Origin of the sequence: Staphylococcus schleiferi (genome assembly GCF_025558325.1) — a bacterium.
Lineage (GTDB): Bacteria > Bacillota > Bacilli > Staphylococcales > Staphylococcaceae > Staphylococcus > Staphylococcus schleiferi.
The window spans coordinates 2,421,210-2,436,396 of record NZ_CP094712.1 but is presented as its reverse complement, the minus strand read 5'-3'; the positions used below and the strand labels follow the sequence as shown (position 1 = coordinate 2,436,396).

The window sequence follows — 15,187 nt, the reverse complement described above, 5'->3', positions numbered from 1 at the left end:
GAGAGAACCATGATCGACATGCAACAAGAGATTAAACAATTTGAAGCGCAGTTAGAAAACTATGCGCAACAATTCGAGCAATTATACGAAAAAGCACAAGCAAGCGAACAGGCAGTATGCGATTTAGAACAATTGGTTGATGATTACAGTGCTTATATTCTTGATGAGCAACAAGCACAAGTATATCAACAGTGGTATACACATCCAGAATCTAATACACAGTTGATTCACGTATTAGCGGAGATTACTTCACGTTGCGTGAAACTAATGGAATCCACACGTGCACGTCGATTAATATCAGGAAATGCAGGTTCATCAGGCTATTTTGAAAATATAGAGCACTGTATTGTAGAAGAATTTGGCCAGTTTGAAATTAAACCGGAAGATACGGTATTACTCGTAGGTTCTGGCGCGTATCCGATGACGCTCGTTCAGATTGCACAAGAAACAGGTGCTAATGTGATTGGTATCGATATTGATGAAGATGCCGTAAACTATGGCCAAAAAGTGATTGAAATCTTAGCGCCGAATGAAGCTATTGAGATCCATCGTAAAAATGTGAATGAGTTAGAGGCGATTCGAGATGTGACGCATATCATTTTCAGCTCTACAGTTAAAATGAAATATGACATTCTTGCAGAGCTTTATGAGTTAACAAATCGAGATGTTGTTGTTTCTATGCGTTATGGAAATGACTTAAAATCTATCTTTAACTATCCAAAACAGGACACATATTCACAGCATTGGACATGTGTGGCTGATATTACGCAACCCGATCAGATTTTTGATATTGCACTTTATCAAAAAGCAAATGAAAGGGGCGCATCGTAATGTCAAAGTCAGTATTGATAGCAGGAACAGGTCCTGTGGCGATTCAACTGGCGGTATTGTTTGATCAATATTCAGATAATCAGATTGCGATGGCAAGCCGAAGTTTACAATCAGAGAAATCACGCAAATTCATTGAGGCTTATCAACAAACGCAAAAAGTTGAAGTTTCTGTTCAAAATGAAGCGCATCAACAATTAGCTGGAGAAGCAACGTTAGCCAACGTCTATGAAAGTTATCATGACATTCAAAAGCAATATGATGTGCTCGTCCTTGCTTGTACAGCGGATGCGTATAGTGAAGTATTATCTCAGATTTCGGAACGTGTTTTAACGCAATTGAAAAGTGTTGTGCTTATTTCACCAACATTTGGATCGCATATGATTGTGAAACAGCAATTGCAAGCGTACCAACCGAATATTGAAGTTATTTCATTTTCAACTTATTTAGGAGATACGGGTGTGACAGATGTAGATCAACCGCACCGCGTAATCACTAAAGGGTTGAAGAAACGTCTTTATATCGGCTCAACTCAATCAAATACTCAAACTTTCCAGGAAATGGTCGCATTAATGACTCAAATTGGCGTGCCAGTAACAGTGGTGGAACATCCACTTCAAGCGGAGTCACGCAATAGCTCGCTCTATGTCCATCCTGCATTATTTATGAATATGCACGCACTTAAAGCGGTGTTTCAAGGTACCGATGTGCCGTTTTTTGTTTACAAATTGTTCCCAGAAGGACCAATAACGATGAAATGTATCACGGAAATGCGCTTAATGTGGCAAGAAGTGATGCATATTTTGCAGAAAATGAATATTGAAACTTTGAATTTATTGAAATTTATGGTGAAAGAAAATTATCCACTTCGTGAAGAAACAATCGATGCTTCAAAAATCGAAGCATTTGAAACATTATCACCAGTGGAGCAAGAGTATCTTTTATATGTACGTTATACAGGTATTCTGATTGATCCATTTTCAAAACCGGATGCGGCGGGTAAATATTTTGATTTTTCTGCCGTTCCATTTAAGCATGTCTTTCAAAATGGATCAGGGGAATGGCAAATTCCACGTATGCCGAGTGAAGATTACTATCGAACACAAATCATGCGCGGAATTGCACGTGTGCTCAAAATTAACACACCTATGATGGACACCTTTATGTATCGATATGAAGCACAGTTAGAAGCATTTCAAGCCAATCATCCGAACGATAGTTTTTCAGCACAGTTTAAAGTGCAAGATTTTGCGCATGATATTGCATGCATTGAATCGCAATTATCGCCGCACTAAAATAGGCTTTCTTATTATGGGTCTCGAATGGTTACATAGAGAGATGCCTACATTGAATCACTGTGTGTCTATTTAATGATAACTAAATATAAACTTCATAATACCCAAAACAAGGGTCACGGAGAAAAGAGAGGAAAAAGATTATGAAAAAGACTTTGAAGTGGCTGACTTTATGTATGGCCTTGTTACTTGTTTTATCAGCTTGTGGGAGTTCAAAGGCATTAGATGAGAAAAAAGAGGAGAAAAATCTTACATATGCAACATCTAAAGATATTGGAGATATGAATCCACACGTCTATGGTGGTTCTATGTCAGCACAAGGTATGGTTTATGAATCATTAGTTGATCATACACAAAAAGGGATTGAACCTTTATTAGCCAAATCATGGGACGTCTCTAAAGACGGTAAAACTTATACATTCCATTTACGTGAAGGCGTAAAATTCCATGATGGTACAAAATTTGATGCAGAAGCTGTTAAAAAGAATTTTGACGCTGTTCAAGCCAATAAAAAGTTACACTCTTGGATTAAAGTTTCTACTTTAATTGATAAAACAGAAGCAAAAGATGATTATACATTCGTATTAAAATTGAAAGAACCTTACAATGCAACTTTAGAAGAATTAGCAATGACACGTCCATTTGTATTTGTATCACCAAAAGCTTTTAAAGATGGCGGTACGAAAGATGGTTTGAAATCTTATGTAGGTACAGGTCCTTATAAGTTAAAATCACATGAAAAAGACGAACAAGCTAAATTCGAACGTAATGATGATTACTGGGGTGGACAACCTAAATTAAAATCAATCGTTGCGAAAGTGTTACCAGCAGGTGAAACATCATTCTTAGCCCTTCAAAAAGGTGAAGTTAACTTTGCATTTACAGATGACCGCGGAACTGACAACGTAGATAATGAAGCAATGAAAAAATTAGTGGACGAAGGCGACTACCAATTGAAACGTAGTAAACCAATGAACACTAAAATGATTGTTGCAAACACAGGTAAAAAAGACAGCCCTGCACAAGACAAAGCAGTTCGTGAAGCATTATGGCATAGTGTAGACCAAAAACGAATTTCAGAAAAAATCCTAGATAAAACTGAAAAACCTGCATCACAATTATTCTCAAAAAACGTGCCACATGCGAATATCGATTTACCAAAACGTGAATTTGATTTGAAAAAAGCTGAAAGTCTATTAGACGAAGCTGGTTGGAAACAATCTAAAAAAGGCGAAGTGCGTGAAAAAGACGGTAAAAAACTAGAAATGAACTTATATTATGACAATCACTCAAGTTCACAAAAACAAGAAGCTGAATTTATCCAAGCGAAAGCAAAAGATATCGGTATGCAATTGAAAATTGTAGGCGAAACTTCTGATAAAGTTGCTGAACGCCGTACTTCAGGTGATTATGACTTATTATTCAACCAAACTTGGGGCTTACAATATGACCCACAAAGTACAATCTCTGCATTTAAAGCAGATACAGGTTACAAATCAGCAGTTTCTGGTATTAAAGAAAAATCAAAATTATTCGATGATATTGATACAGCATTATCAACACAAGATGCTACAACGCAAAAAGAAAAATATAAAGATATTTTAACAACTGTTCATGACGAAGCGATTTTCATTCCGATTTCTCATGGTGGTATGACAGTTGTTGCACCTAAAGATTTAAAAGATATCTCATTCAAACAATCACAATATGAATTACCATTTGAGCAAATGGAATATAAATAAGGATGCTTAATGTATGGTATACAGTGTAATCAAACGTTTGTTACTGACCGTACCATTGTTAATTGTGATTAGCTTTCTCACATTTGCTTTAACCCATTTGTCGAATGAAGATCCAGCTGTAGTTATTTTACATGCACAAGAAGTTCCAAATATTTCACAAAGTTTGATTGAGCAAACACGTGAAAAATATGGGCTAAATGACCCCTTTATTGTTCAATACTGGGAGTGGTTCAAATCGGCAGTACAGTTAAAGTTTGGTCATAGTTTTGTGACCGGCGAAGATGTGAGTTTAAGATTATGGCCAGCATTTTTTAACACGCTTAAATTAACACTCGTATCAAGTGTAGTCATTATTCTATTATCTATGTTACTTGGTATTTTAACTGCTTTATTTCGTGGGACATGGTTCGACCGTGTCACACGAAGTACAGCATTTGTTTTAACTGCAATCCCTTCATATTGGCTTGCAGCGATTTTAATTATTTTTGTTTCGGTCAAACTAAACATACTTCCAACATCAGGATTGACAGGACCAGAAAGTTATATCCTACCCGTACTTGTGATTACGTTAGGATATACAGGGATATATTTTAGAAATGTGCGCAGTGCCGTTATTCAACAATTGGATCAAGATTATGTCTTATATATGCGTGCAATGGGTGTACCGACATCTAAACTTTTGCTGTATGTTGCACGTAATGCGATGCAAGTCGTTGTCTCTATCTTTTGTATGTCTATACCATTGATTTTAGGTGGTTCGGTCGTGATAGAGAATGTCTTTGCATGGCCGGGTATGGGGCAGTTAAGCGTGAAAGCCGTACTTGAACAAGACTTTCCAATTATCCAAGCTTATGTGCTTGTTGTTTCTGTCTTATTTATACTTTTTAATACACTTGCAGATGTCATCAATATGTGGCTGAATCCAAGGTTAAGGGAGGAAGGCTAATATGATTGTCTTTCAAAGGTTATTAAAAGATACAGGCGCAAAATGGGCATTGGCAATTATCGCTATGTATTTATTGCTCGGCGTTTTTGCACCTTTTGTCACACCTTATCCGCCGAATGAAGTTGATATTGATAATAAATTTGCAGGAATGTCATTCGCACATTGGCTCGGTACAGATCATTTAGGTCGTGATATTTTAACGCGTATTATTTTCGCGATTCGACCGAGCTTTATTTTAGTTTTATTTGCACTTATATGTTCAGTATTCATAGGCACGGTTTTAGGCTTCATTTCAGGTTACTTCGGTAAGTGGGTTGATGCGATCATTATGCGTGCTTGCGACATCATGCTATCGTTTCCAACCTATGTCATGACGTTAGCACTCATCGGCGTGCTGGGCATTGGTTTGAAAAGTATTATCGTAGCGCTCATTGTGACACGTTGGGCATGGTTTTGCCGTATCATTCGGACGAGTGTTATGCAGTATAGAGACTCAGATGATGTGAAATTTGCACGGACAATTGGTTTATCACACAGTCGTATTATTGCGACCCATATTTTGCCACGAACTTTAGCAGATATTGCGATTATTTCAACAAGTTCAATGGTATCCATGATATTACAAATTTCCGGATTTTCATTTTTAGGATTAGGTGTCAAGGCGCCTACTGCGGAATGGGGCATGATGATGAATGAAGCACGAAAAGTCATGTTCAGTCACCCAGAGCTTATGTTTGCACCAGGTATTACGATTATTATTATCGTATTAGCTGTCAACTTTTTATCTGATGCATTACAAATTGCAATCGATCCTAAGTTGTCTAAACAACAAATGAAGCAACGGATTAAGAAAGGGTGGATATAATGCAAGATACTGTGATGCATGTAGAAGACTTAACATTAATTGATGACAACACAAACGATGTCTTAGTCCACCACTGTAATTTTACGTTACATCGCGGCGAGGTCATCGCGATTATCGGTGAGAGTGGGAGTGGAAAATCGGTTACGTGTAAAGCTTTATTAGGTATCAATAATCGAAATATACGAATGAGTGGCCAAGTTACTTTCCAAGATCAAAATCTTCATCAAGCCTCCGAACAGGAACTTCGAAAAATAAGAGGTCGACGTATTGCGATGATTATGCAACAGGGCGGGACGGCATTTAATCCGACTTTCACGGTTGGGACACAAATGAAAATGATGTTGCAACAGCATCGAAAAATGTCTAAAAAAGAGCAAACAGCCACGTTAAAACATTATTTTGACATGTTGGGGTTAAGAGATTTTAACCGTATTTTAAAATCTTATCCCCATCAATTGTCTGGCGGCATGTTGCAACGGCTGATGATTATTCTTGCCCTTGCACTCAAACCGGATATGATTATTGCTGATGAGCCTACAACAGCTTTAGATGCAATTACGCAGTATGAAGTCATTGAAGAACTACGCGAAATTAAAGAAAAAATTGGCTGTGCCATGCTTTTTGTTTCGCATGACTTAGCAGTGGTTAAAAGTATTGCCGATACGGTCCTTGTTATGCGTCATGGAGATGTCGTTGAGTCTGGGCCTGCGGAACAAATTTTTAATCAACCGCAACATGAGTATACGCAGTTTTTAATTGCGGCACGAGATCGCGTTTCAAAGCATTTTAAGGCGCTAAGAGGTGATATGACATGTTAGAAGTTCAAAATGTAACGAAATCATATCGTAGTGGTGAAAGACGACGTAAGCGTCAAATTGTAAAATCTGTTAGCCTTAAATGCGATAAAGGACAAAGTATTGCAATCATTGGTGAAAGTGGGAGTGGGAAATCCACTTTAGCACGCATGATTTTAGGCATTGAAAAACCAGATAGTGGAAAAGTATTACTCAATGGCCGTGATGTCTGTCACCGCCAAGTTAGATTGGGTAAAATGAGTGTTGTTTTCCAAGATTATAAATCATCTTTACACCCGTACTTCAATGTGAGGCAAATTTTAAGAGAAGCGTTACGGCAATGTGAATCACCTGTAAGCGATAAAGAGGCGTATATGGTCGATTTATTAAAAAGTGTTGGCCTAGATGCGCAATATCTTGATAAATACCCACAAATGATGTCTGGAGGAGAGGCACAACGCGTTGCCATTGCGAGAGCGATTAGCACGAAGCCCGATTATATTGTTTTGGACGAAGCAATCAGTGCATTAGATATGTCAATTCAATCACAGATTTTAGATTTGTTAATTCATTTAAGGGATGTTCATCAATTGAGCTTTATTTTTATTACACATGATATACAAGCAGCTGTATATCTATGTGAAGATTTAGTGATTTTTAACGATGGACAGATTCAAGAGCGATTGAATCGTGATACATTAAACAATGTGCAACACGCGTATACACGCGAACTTTTTGCAAAACAATTTATGAACTAGGAGGCAATTGTATGAAAGGTGCATTGGCATGGCCTTTTCTAAGATTATATATACTCGCACTCTTCTTCTTTAGTGCGAATGCGATCCTTAACGTTATGATTCCTTTACGTGGTCATGACTTAGGTGCAACAAACGCAACGATTGGTATCGTAATGGGGGCTTACATGCTCACTGCGATGCTCTTTAGACCATGGGCGGGGCAAGTCATAGCTAAAATTGGACCTATCAAAATATTGAGATGGATTTTAGTGATCAATGGATTTGCACTTATCCTATATGGCTTCACTGGGCTTGAAGGTTATTTCGTAGCACGTGTAATGCAAGGGGTGTGTACAGCCTTTTTCTCAATGTCATTACAAATTGGTATTATTGACGCATTACCTGAAGAAGATCGAGCACAAGGGATTTCATTATATTCTTTATTCTCTTACATACCAGGAATTATTGGACCTATCATAGCGGTTGGTATTTGGAATTTAGATAACCTTAGTTACTTTGCACTTGCGATGATTATCATTGCAGTGACAACAGGTGTAGTCGGCTTCAGTGCAACGTTAAATCAAGATCACGAGCCACAAGCCGAACAACCTGAGAAACCACCTTATGGGCCTGTAACCGTATTTTTACAACTGTTTAAAAATCCATTTTTATTCAAATCAGGCATGATTATGCTCATTGCTTCTATTGGATTTGGTGCAGTTTCTACGTTTATTGTATTGTATGTGAATACATATCAAGTTGGACATGCCAGTGTCTTTTTAGCAATTCAAGCGATTACAGTCGTATTTTCGAGATTCTTTTTAAGAAAGTATATTCCTTCAGACGGGAAATGGCATGTTGGATTTATGCTAAAAGTACTCGGATTGCTCACGATTGCTTTATTCTTGATTGCAATGGGACCTTATCTAGGTGCACTCATTCTTTATGTGAGTGCAATCATGATAGGTATTACACAAGCCATGGTTTATCCAACGCTCACGTCTTTCTTGAGTTTCAAATTACCGAAACAAGGGCGTAACATGCTTCTCGGACTATTTATTGCAACTGCAGATTTAGGCGTATCATTAGGTGCTGCCTTAATGGGACCTATTGCCGATTTAACAGGTTATGCAAATATGTATCTCATATGCGGTATTTTAATGGCCATCATTACTGTGATGAGCATTGACCGTAGACCACAATTTATAGAACGTTAAAAAATGAGTAACGCTTCCTTCATTAAGCTGATTGCTATACACTGCTTAATAAGGGAGCGTTTTTGTGATTCAATCATATGCATATATTTAGCGGATATCCTAAACCCATATATCGCGTTATATGTGGGTTGATATAAGAAATTGTAAGAATGAGGTCTTTGCATCACGTCATTAATAAATATCGAATTTAATGAGGTATGAAGCGTTTAAATCTATAACCTCTTGATCGAGCCCTTCAAGTTGATGATGTTCTTTGTAGATACTTTTATAATGTGAAGACATTTGCCACGTTTCAAAACTGTCACGGTCATCCCATAAGGATAAAATAATGTAGTGATTTTGTGGGTCATAGGGTCTCAGTACTCTCAGAGCGACGAACCCGGGTGTTTCACCTAAGTAGGACGTTCGATTAAGAAAACGCTCCTCAAAGATAGCCTCACTGTAGCGAGCAACCTTAATGTAATTCATTACACAGAAATGGTCTGGTGAAAGGGTACCGATGTTTTCAATGGCGGTATATGTTTTTGCATCATTATTTTTATAAATCGTAGTTGTCAAATCATTTTCTTCAATCTGATAAAGGTGATCTTTATGAGAGAGTATCATTTTTTATACCTCCTCCTTATCCTTTATCACTTATACCCGTTATTGCACACTTTAATTGCATAAATTAAATTTTGTAACTGTAAATTTTGTTGTATTAAACTATAAAAACTCATTATAATAGTCAAACGTTAAAGTTGCTGTTAGCAGATTTAAATTGAGAGAGAATGAATAATAAAGGGGAGATAAAACAATGTTGCGCCATCGCACAGATTTAACAAAGGATATTCAAACATTAATGCTTACGGCTGATCCAAATCTTGAAAAAGTAAAAGCAGTATTTGAAGCGGGGAAGTGTTATGAATGGGTTGAAGGGAAGACGTTGATAGGTATTGCTGTGGTGCATGAGAGAGACACAAAAGCAGAGATTATGAATTTGAGTGTGGCGTCACAATTCGAAGGGCAAGGCTATGCGCGTAAAATCCTTGATACTTTGACAAAAATATACGCCGATGAAGGTTATCACTACTTAAGCATAGGTACAGGAAATTCAAGTTTAAGACAATTGAAAATTTACCAAAAAAATTGATTCCGAATTGTTGCTATACAACATGATTATTTTATCAGACAAGGTTATGCCCCTATTTATGAAGAAGGCATTCAATGTCGAGATATGCTAGTGTTAGAAAAAGAGCTTATATCATCGAGTAACATATCTTAAATATAAAAAACATGTGGCTGGGTAGGACAGTGATGCTTCTAACATTAAGTTAGAACAATTGATAAAAGCATAGGTTATGTCCTGACCTCAGCCACAGTCATTCTTGAATGGGATGAAGAGAAGAGTTACTTTTTAGGCGTATGAGTTCTTTGTTGTAACGATTGATTAATTTGTTGAATTTCTTTCTTAGTTATTAAGTAGTTGATACCCCAAATGATGAAATATATAAAGCTATAAATAATGGCAAAAAATACAAAGGCAGTGATTTTTAACGGGAACCATCCTGCTAAGCAAGCGAGCGGAAGAAAAAGTAAAAACATAAAGGAAAAGTGACGTAATGTCCGTTTTGTTAATGAAGTATCTTCGTATTCGAATATTTTTGCACCCCATTGAAACAAGATACCAATAATACCCCATAGAATCATCATAATGAGCATGATTTGCGCTTCAGTAAAATTTTGATAATACCACTCGCCAATTGTAGAAATAGGATTTGTAGGATGGTATTCATGATGGCTAAAAATCATCGAAATGAAAATTGAAATTAACACACCGATTGTCACTCCGATACAAAAACCATTTTTAATTGTTTTCATAGACCTAACCTCTCTTTAATAGATTTCACATAACGGCGCGAGGAATAAGTTAAATAGTCGTGCTTGAAAACCAGTTTTAAACTACCACTAGATGTGATTTCAATGTGATTTAAATAGTTGAGATTAATCAACTCACTTTTAGAAATCTGAATAAATGATGCAGGCAATTTAACTTTAATTTTGTAGAGTCGTTCTACCATTGTAAATGTCCCAATTACTGTTATGATTTTAAGTTTTTGTCGCTCCGTATAGATAGCAATAATATCTGTTATATCTACAAAGTAAATGGCGTTATCTTCTGTTTTTACATTCAAATAGGGCGTATCTTCTTGAATTTCTGTAACTATTTTTTGTAAATCAGGAGTCATAGACTTTGTAGTGATATGGATGTGATCCTCTGCCATCGCTGGATTAAGCGTAATGGTAACTTTCATAGGTGCTAACCTCCTTGTATTAAGTAAACCAAAGAAAACCCAAAAATACTATCTGCTGTTGCTATATGGTAGTGGATTCTTGTTAAACGGCATCGTAAGGAAAATAAACGGTGGGGTATAGAAAAGCGTCAATAATTTTTAATATATTCATCCATTATTTTTTGCGCAAGGTGTAGTAAGGGTTTAAAGTGATTTCAAATGTGGAAAATGTGAACCACTATTTTAAATTATTGTCGAAAGGAGTATGTGATGATCAATTTAATCTCTGCAATTGGTTCCATTGGGACGTTTATTATGGCGTTATTTTATTTTGTATCTGTGAGTGTCCAACTCTATCAAATGAAAATGAGTTTTTTACCTGCATTAGGATTCAATCAGATTTTGATGACACGAGATGGCGAAAGATTAAAATTAAAAAATACGGCTTCAACAACTTCGACAGATATAGGAGACGATTTTTTGAAGTTATTTAATCTTGGTGCGGGTGCAGCAAAACAAATTAAAATAGAAGTGTTTATCGACGAAGGTCAGGTTTTACAGAGAAAGTATGTTAGTATTTTGCCAAGTAAAGAGAGTTATTTATTACCTATTAATAAAGCTGTATTCAATGAGTTAGATCGCACTATTGAAAATAATGGGTATGAATCAAATTTAAAAATTAAAATGACATATCAACATAATGTGAGTCGGAAAACGCAAACGTTATATTTAAAAGGGAATATCGATAGTTTTAATCGTTACGATGATCGTTCAGTTTATGAATTGCAGTTTATAGAGGTAGATGGATAATCAAAGTATATGCGGACATCAATTGATACAAATTATATATTTTCTAAAACAAGTAATAGGAAGGACATACTTATCTGTTAATAGAATAGGTATAATTAGGGTTATAAATCATAGAAGCCTATTAGTCATGTGTTAATCATCCTCAGCGATTAAATTTGTAATAATTCGAGGTGATGGCATATGACAATAATAATCAACTTGGATGTTTATTTATCAATATCTCTAAGTATTATTGGGACTTTGTATGCAGTGACCTTATTGTTTAAAAATACAAAAAAATAGGCTCTCGTTATTGGGGAAACAAGAGGACCTATGATAGGCTGTAATGATTAACATATTTGAGTCTGGAAGCTCACTAATATGTTGCTATGTTTTTGCACCTAGTTCACGGTTAGTAGCCTAAGCTAGGTGTTTTTTCTTTTCTTCGTACTATCACTATATGTTACCGAAGTCAAAAAGTGTTGCTGTCGAAAGTTAACAACGTCCTTACTTAGCGTTTTGATAAGCAAGTAGTGTATAAACGGTTTCAAGATAAGGAACGGCTATTTGATGTGCTTGAGCACGTTGATAAATATAACCTTGAATGGCGTCGACTTCTAAAGGTTGACCTTGCATGATGTCATAATACATACTTGTTCCCATTTCATCAGGATACCCGGCATAAATCTTCATAATGGCGTCTACGATATTGTCATCCAACTGAATGCTTTCAGCTTGCGCAACGGCTGTGCCTTCTTCTAATAAGTGTCGACAAAGTTGAATCATCGCATCATCATGTAATACACGTGCGGTATCACGGCCTAGTGCGGTTATAGTATTAATTCCTAAATTTACGATGAGTTTATACCATATCGCATTTTCAATATGATTTTCGAGTACGAGCTCTAACGGGGCATCTTTTAGTTGCAGAGCAAGTTGTTCTGTATGAGCGTCTGCTTGGATATGAAGTTTATAGTCTCTAAAGTGTGTCACACGTTGCTCTTGTTTTTGACCACTAATGTAAACAACAGCTTGATAAGCATGATAGTCTGCTAATTGTTTGAGTTGACCATAGCCGTTTTGTGCCAAGATCACCAATGTGTTTGCATGTGTCAAATGGACGAGTTCTGGAATGACATCGGCTAATTGATGCGTTTTCACAGCAATAAAAATCACGTCAAACGGCTCTTGTACCGCTTCAATAGCCCGAACAGTCAGTTCCTGTTGGACTTGCGCATTCGATTCTTGAAAATGAATGATTTGATTTTGACGTCCTATTAACGTGACATCAAATGTGTGCGAAAGTGCAAAGGTAAGAGATGCCCCCACAGCGCCAGGCCCTATTACTGCAATTTTAGTCATGTTTGCCCTCTTTTCTCTATAAAATATAGGATGATTTACTGATATGTTTTAATGTATTACGATTAAAATACATTGTAAAGTCCGTTTTGATAATAAACGAATGATTGATCACTTTCGAAAATATGCCTGTTCAAATATTTTTCAAAAATGTGGTTTGCATTCTTGTGATATATTAAATATAAATGGAAAAATAAGGCGAATTGTTTTACGATTGATATATTAAAAATTAAAGGGTGAATGAATTGAAAACTTTAAATAATATCCAACAAATGAAGCGTGACGGTGAAAAAATTTCAATGGTAACTGCTTATGATTATCCGAGCGCCAAACAAGTGGAAGCTGCTCAAATCGATATGATTTTAGTCGGTGATTCATTAGGAATGACAGTCCTCGGATATGAAAGTACAGTAGATGTTACTTTAGAAGATATGCTACATCATAGTCGTGCTGTTCGTCGCGGTGCACCCAACACATTTGTTGTAGTAGATATGCCTTTTGGTTCAGTAGGTATCGATGCTTCAACAGATATTCAAAATGCTATTCGATTATACCAAGAAAGTCATGGAAATGCTTTGAAAGTAGAGGGTGCGCATCTAACACCTTTTATGAAACAAGCGACACAAATGGGTATTCCGATTGTGGCACATTTAGGTTTAACACCCCAAAGCGTCGGTGTTTTAGGTTACAAAATGCGAGGGACAACAAAAGAAGCAGCACAGCAATTAATTGAAGATGCACAAGCTGTAGAACAAGCAGGAGCAATCGCACTCGTATTAGAAGCGATTCCGAGTGATCTTGCAAAAGTAATTTCAGAAAAACTTACGATTCCAGTTATTGGTATAGGTGCAGGTAAAGATACAGATGGTCAAGTGCTGGTTTATCACGATATGCTTAATTATGGCGTAGAAAGACAAGCGAAATTTGTAAAACAATACGAAGATTTCTCGATTGGTATGGCTGCGCTTGAAAAATATAATGAAGAAGTGAAAACAGGTGTCTTTCCTTCTGAAGCATACACTTATAAAAAACAAATTATGGATGAGGTAGAAGCATGACACAGGTCATTACAACAGTTAAAGAAATGCAACAATTGATGAAACAACATCAATTAAAAGGTCGGAAAATTGGTTTTGTGCCAACAATGGGCGCTTTACATGATGGACACTTAACCATGATGCGTCAATCGATAACGGAAAATGATGTGACAGCGATCAGTGTTTTTGTGAACCCTTTACAATTTGGACCTAATGAAGATTTTGATGCCTATCCTCGCCAAATTGACCAAGATGTGGCGATGGTAGAAGCAATTGGTGTGGATTATGTCTTTTATCCAACAGTCGAAGAAATGTATCCGGGAGAAATTGGCATCCATGTTACAGTGGGACGACTGGCAGAAGTTCTAGAAGGGGCACAACGCCCAGGCCACTTTGATGGCGTTGTGACAGTTGTAAACAAGTTATTTAATATCGTCCATCCTGACGTAGCTTATTTTGGTAAAAAAGATGCGCAACAATTGGCGATCGTAGAACAAATGGTATTAGATTTTAACCATGATGTTCAAATCGTTGGTGTAGATATCGTGCGAGAGGCTGATGGATTGGCTAAAAGTTCAAGAAATGTTTATCTCACACCGGAAGAACGTGAAGAAGCGGTTCATTTACACAAAAGTTTAGAACTCGCGAAATCGCTATATCAGGCGGGTGAGCGCAATAGTAGCGTTATTATAGATAAAGTGACACAATATCTTCAGATGCATACGAGTGGTCGTGTTGAAGAAGTTGCAATTTATAGCTACCCAGAATTGCGTGAACAAGTTATGATAGAAGGACGTATTTTTATATCATTAGCTGTGAAGTTTACACAAGCACGGCTAATCGATAATATCATTATTGGAGATGAACAAGAGAAATGATTAGAACTATGATGAACGCAAAAATTCATCGTGCACGTGTTACAGAATCAAATTTAAACTATGTCGGTAGCATTACAATTGATGCTGATATTCTTGATGCTGTAGATATTTTACCAAATGAAAAAGTCGCGATTGTAAATAATAATAATGGTGCACGTTTTGAGACATATGTCATCGCAGGAGAACGTGGGAGTGGCAAAATATGCTTGAATGGTGCCGCATCTCGATTGGTCGAAGTAGATGATGTGGTCATTATTATGACGTATGCACAACTTAACGAAACGGAATTACAAACACATGCACCAAAAGTTGCAGTGATGAATGAAAAAAATGAAATCGTGCAAATGATTCATGAAAAAGAAAATACAATTGTCATGTAAGGACTTTCTCCATAGCACAACATGATGTTTTCAATACAAGAAGTTGT

17 protein-coding genes are annotated in these 15,187 nt (G+C 36.7%); 13 read left to right on the top strand and 4 right to left on the bottom strand.

Translation table 11 applies throughout. The features are described from left to right. Nucleotides 1–9: 9 nt before the first annotated feature. The 8 genes from cntL to cntE all read left to right on the top strand — a co-directional run bounded on the left by cntL (nucleotide 10) and on the right by cntE (nucleotide 8,424). Nucleotides 10–831: a staphylopine biosynthesis enzyme CntL gene (gene cntL / locus MUA40_RS11580; RefSeq protein ID WP_016425640.1), complete on the top strand. Its 822-nt coding sequence runs from the start codon at nucleotides 10–12 to the stop codon at nucleotides 829–831. Next, complete coding sequence (gene cntM / locus MUA40_RS11575; protein ID WP_016425639.1) at nucleotides 831–2,123, top strand: staphylopine biosynthesis dehydrogenase; 1,293 nt, start codon at nucleotides 831–833, stop codon at nucleotides 2,121–2,123. The genes cntL and cntM overlap by 1 nt, the downstream gene beginning before the upstream one ends. Before the next feature lie 143 nt (nucleotides 2,124–2,266). Continuing rightward, complete coding sequence (cntA, locus tag MUA40_RS11570) at nucleotides 2,267–3,865, top strand: staphylopine-dependent metal ABC transporter substrate-binding lipoprotein (RefSeq protein WP_016425638.1); 1,599 nt, start codon at nucleotides 2,267–2,269, stop codon at nucleotides 3,863–3,865. 13 nt (nucleotides 3,866–3,878) lie between these two features. Then, complete coding sequence (opp1B, locus tag MUA40_RS11565; RefSeq protein WP_016425637.1) at nucleotides 3,879–4,811, top strand: nickel/cobalt ABC transporter permease; 933 nt, start codon at nucleotides 3,879–3,881, stop codon at nucleotides 4,809–4,811. Nucleotide 4,812: 1 nt separating this feature from the next. After that, nucleotides 4,813–5,676, top strand: coding sequence for a staphylopine uptake ABC transporter permease subunit CntC (cntC, locus tag MUA40_RS11560; protein ID WP_016425636.1), 864 nt, complete (start codon nucleotides 4,813–4,815; stop codon nucleotides 5,674–5,676). After that, nucleotides 5,676–6,494, top strand: coding sequence for a staphylopine uptake ABC transporter ATP-binding protein CntD (gene cntD, locus MUA40_RS11555; protein WP_167732965.1), 819 nt, complete (start codon nucleotides 5,676–5,678; stop codon nucleotides 6,492–6,494). The genes cntC and cntD overlap by 1 nt, the downstream gene beginning before the upstream one ends. Continuing rightward, complete coding sequence (locus tag MUA40_RS11550; RefSeq protein ID WP_016425634.1) at nucleotides 6,488–7,228, top strand: ABC transporter ATP-binding protein; 741 nt, start codon at nucleotides 6,488–6,490, stop codon at nucleotides 7,226–7,228. The genes cntD and MUA40_RS11550 overlap by 7 nt, the downstream gene beginning before the upstream one ends. 11 nt (nucleotides 7,229–7,239) lie before the next feature. Then, nucleotides 7,240–8,424 carry a staphylopine family metallophore export MFS transporter CntE gene (gene cntE / locus MUA40_RS11545; RefSeq protein ID WP_016425633.1) on the top strand — a complete coding sequence of 395 codons (1,185 nt, stop codon included), beginning with the start codon at nucleotides 7,240–7,242 and terminating at the stop codon, nucleotides 8,422–8,424. 171 nt (nucleotides 8,425–8,595) lie between these two features. Here the strand turns inward: cntE and MUA40_RS11540 are convergent, their stop codons facing one another. After that, a complete protein-coding gene (locus tag MUA40_RS11540; RefSeq protein WP_016425632.1) occupies nucleotides 8,596–9,030 on the bottom strand; it encodes an antibiotic biosynthesis monooxygenase family protein in 435 nt (144 codons plus the stop codon). 190 nt (nucleotides 9,031–9,220) lie between these two features. Between MUA40_RS11540 and MUA40_RS11535 the strand changes: the two genes are divergently transcribed. Further along, nucleotides 9,221–9,556, top strand: coding sequence for a GNAT family N-acetyltransferase (locus MUA40_RS11535; protein ID WP_262569606.1), 336 nt, complete (start codon nucleotides 9,221–9,223; stop codon nucleotides 9,554–9,556). A 257-nt stretch (nucleotides 9,557–9,813) separates the two neighbouring features. Here MUA40_RS11535 and MUA40_RS11530 read toward each other — a convergent pair whose 3' ends face one another. Then, nucleotides 9,814–10,284 (bottom strand): DUF3021 domain-containing protein, encoded by a 471-nt coding sequence (locus MUA40_RS11530; protein ID WP_016425630.1) that lies wholly within the window; start codon nucleotides 10,282–10,284, stop codon nucleotides 9,814–9,816. Continuing rightward, complete coding sequence (locus MUA40_RS11525) at nucleotides 10,281–10,718, bottom strand: LytTR family DNA-binding domain-containing protein (RefSeq protein WP_126495991.1); 438 nt, start codon at nucleotides 10,716–10,718, stop codon at nucleotides 10,281–10,283. The genes MUA40_RS11530 and MUA40_RS11525 overlap by 4 nt, the downstream gene beginning before the upstream one ends. Nucleotides 10,719–10,967: 249 nt before the next feature. On the opposite strand from MUA40_RS11525, the gene MUA40_RS11520 reads away from it, so the two are divergent. Beyond that, on the top strand, nucleotides 10,968–11,507 hold the full coding sequence (locus MUA40_RS11520; protein ID WP_016425628.1) for a hypothetical protein: 540 nt from the start codon (nucleotides 10,968–10,970) through the stop codon (nucleotides 11,505–11,507). 486 nt (nucleotides 11,508–11,993) lie between these two features. Here MUA40_RS11520 and MUA40_RS11515 read toward each other — a convergent pair whose 3' ends face one another. Beyond that, entirely contained in the window at nucleotides 11,994–12,848 is an 855-nt protein-coding gene (locus MUA40_RS11515) for an oxidoreductase (protein ID WP_167732966.1), read from the bottom strand. Between the two features lie 242 nt (nucleotides 12,849–13,090). Here MUA40_RS11515 and panB point away from each other — a divergent pair, with 242 nt between their 5' ends. The 3 genes from panB to panD are packed head-to-tail and all read left to right on the top strand — an operon-like array spanning nucleotide 13,091 to nucleotide 15,140. Then, entirely contained in the window at nucleotides 13,091–13,903 is an 813-nt protein-coding gene (gene panB / locus MUA40_RS11510; protein WP_016425626.1) for a 3-methyl-2-oxobutanoate hydroxymethyltransferase, read from the top strand. Beyond that, nucleotides 13,900–14,760 (top strand): pantoate--beta-alanine ligase, encoded by an 861-nt coding sequence (gene panC, locus MUA40_RS11505; protein WP_016425625.1) that lies wholly within the window; start codon nucleotides 13,900–13,902, stop codon nucleotides 14,758–14,760. Before panB ends, panC begins: the two co-directional genes overlap by 4 nt. After that, nucleotides 14,757–15,140 carry an aspartate 1-decarboxylase gene (gene panD, locus MUA40_RS11500; protein WP_016425624.1) on the top strand — a complete coding sequence of 128 codons (384 nt, stop codon included), beginning with the start codon at nucleotides 14,757–14,759 and terminating at the stop codon, nucleotides 15,138–15,140. The genes panC and panD overlap by 4 nt, the downstream gene beginning before the upstream one ends. Nucleotides 15,141–15,187 lie beyond the last annotated feature (47 nt).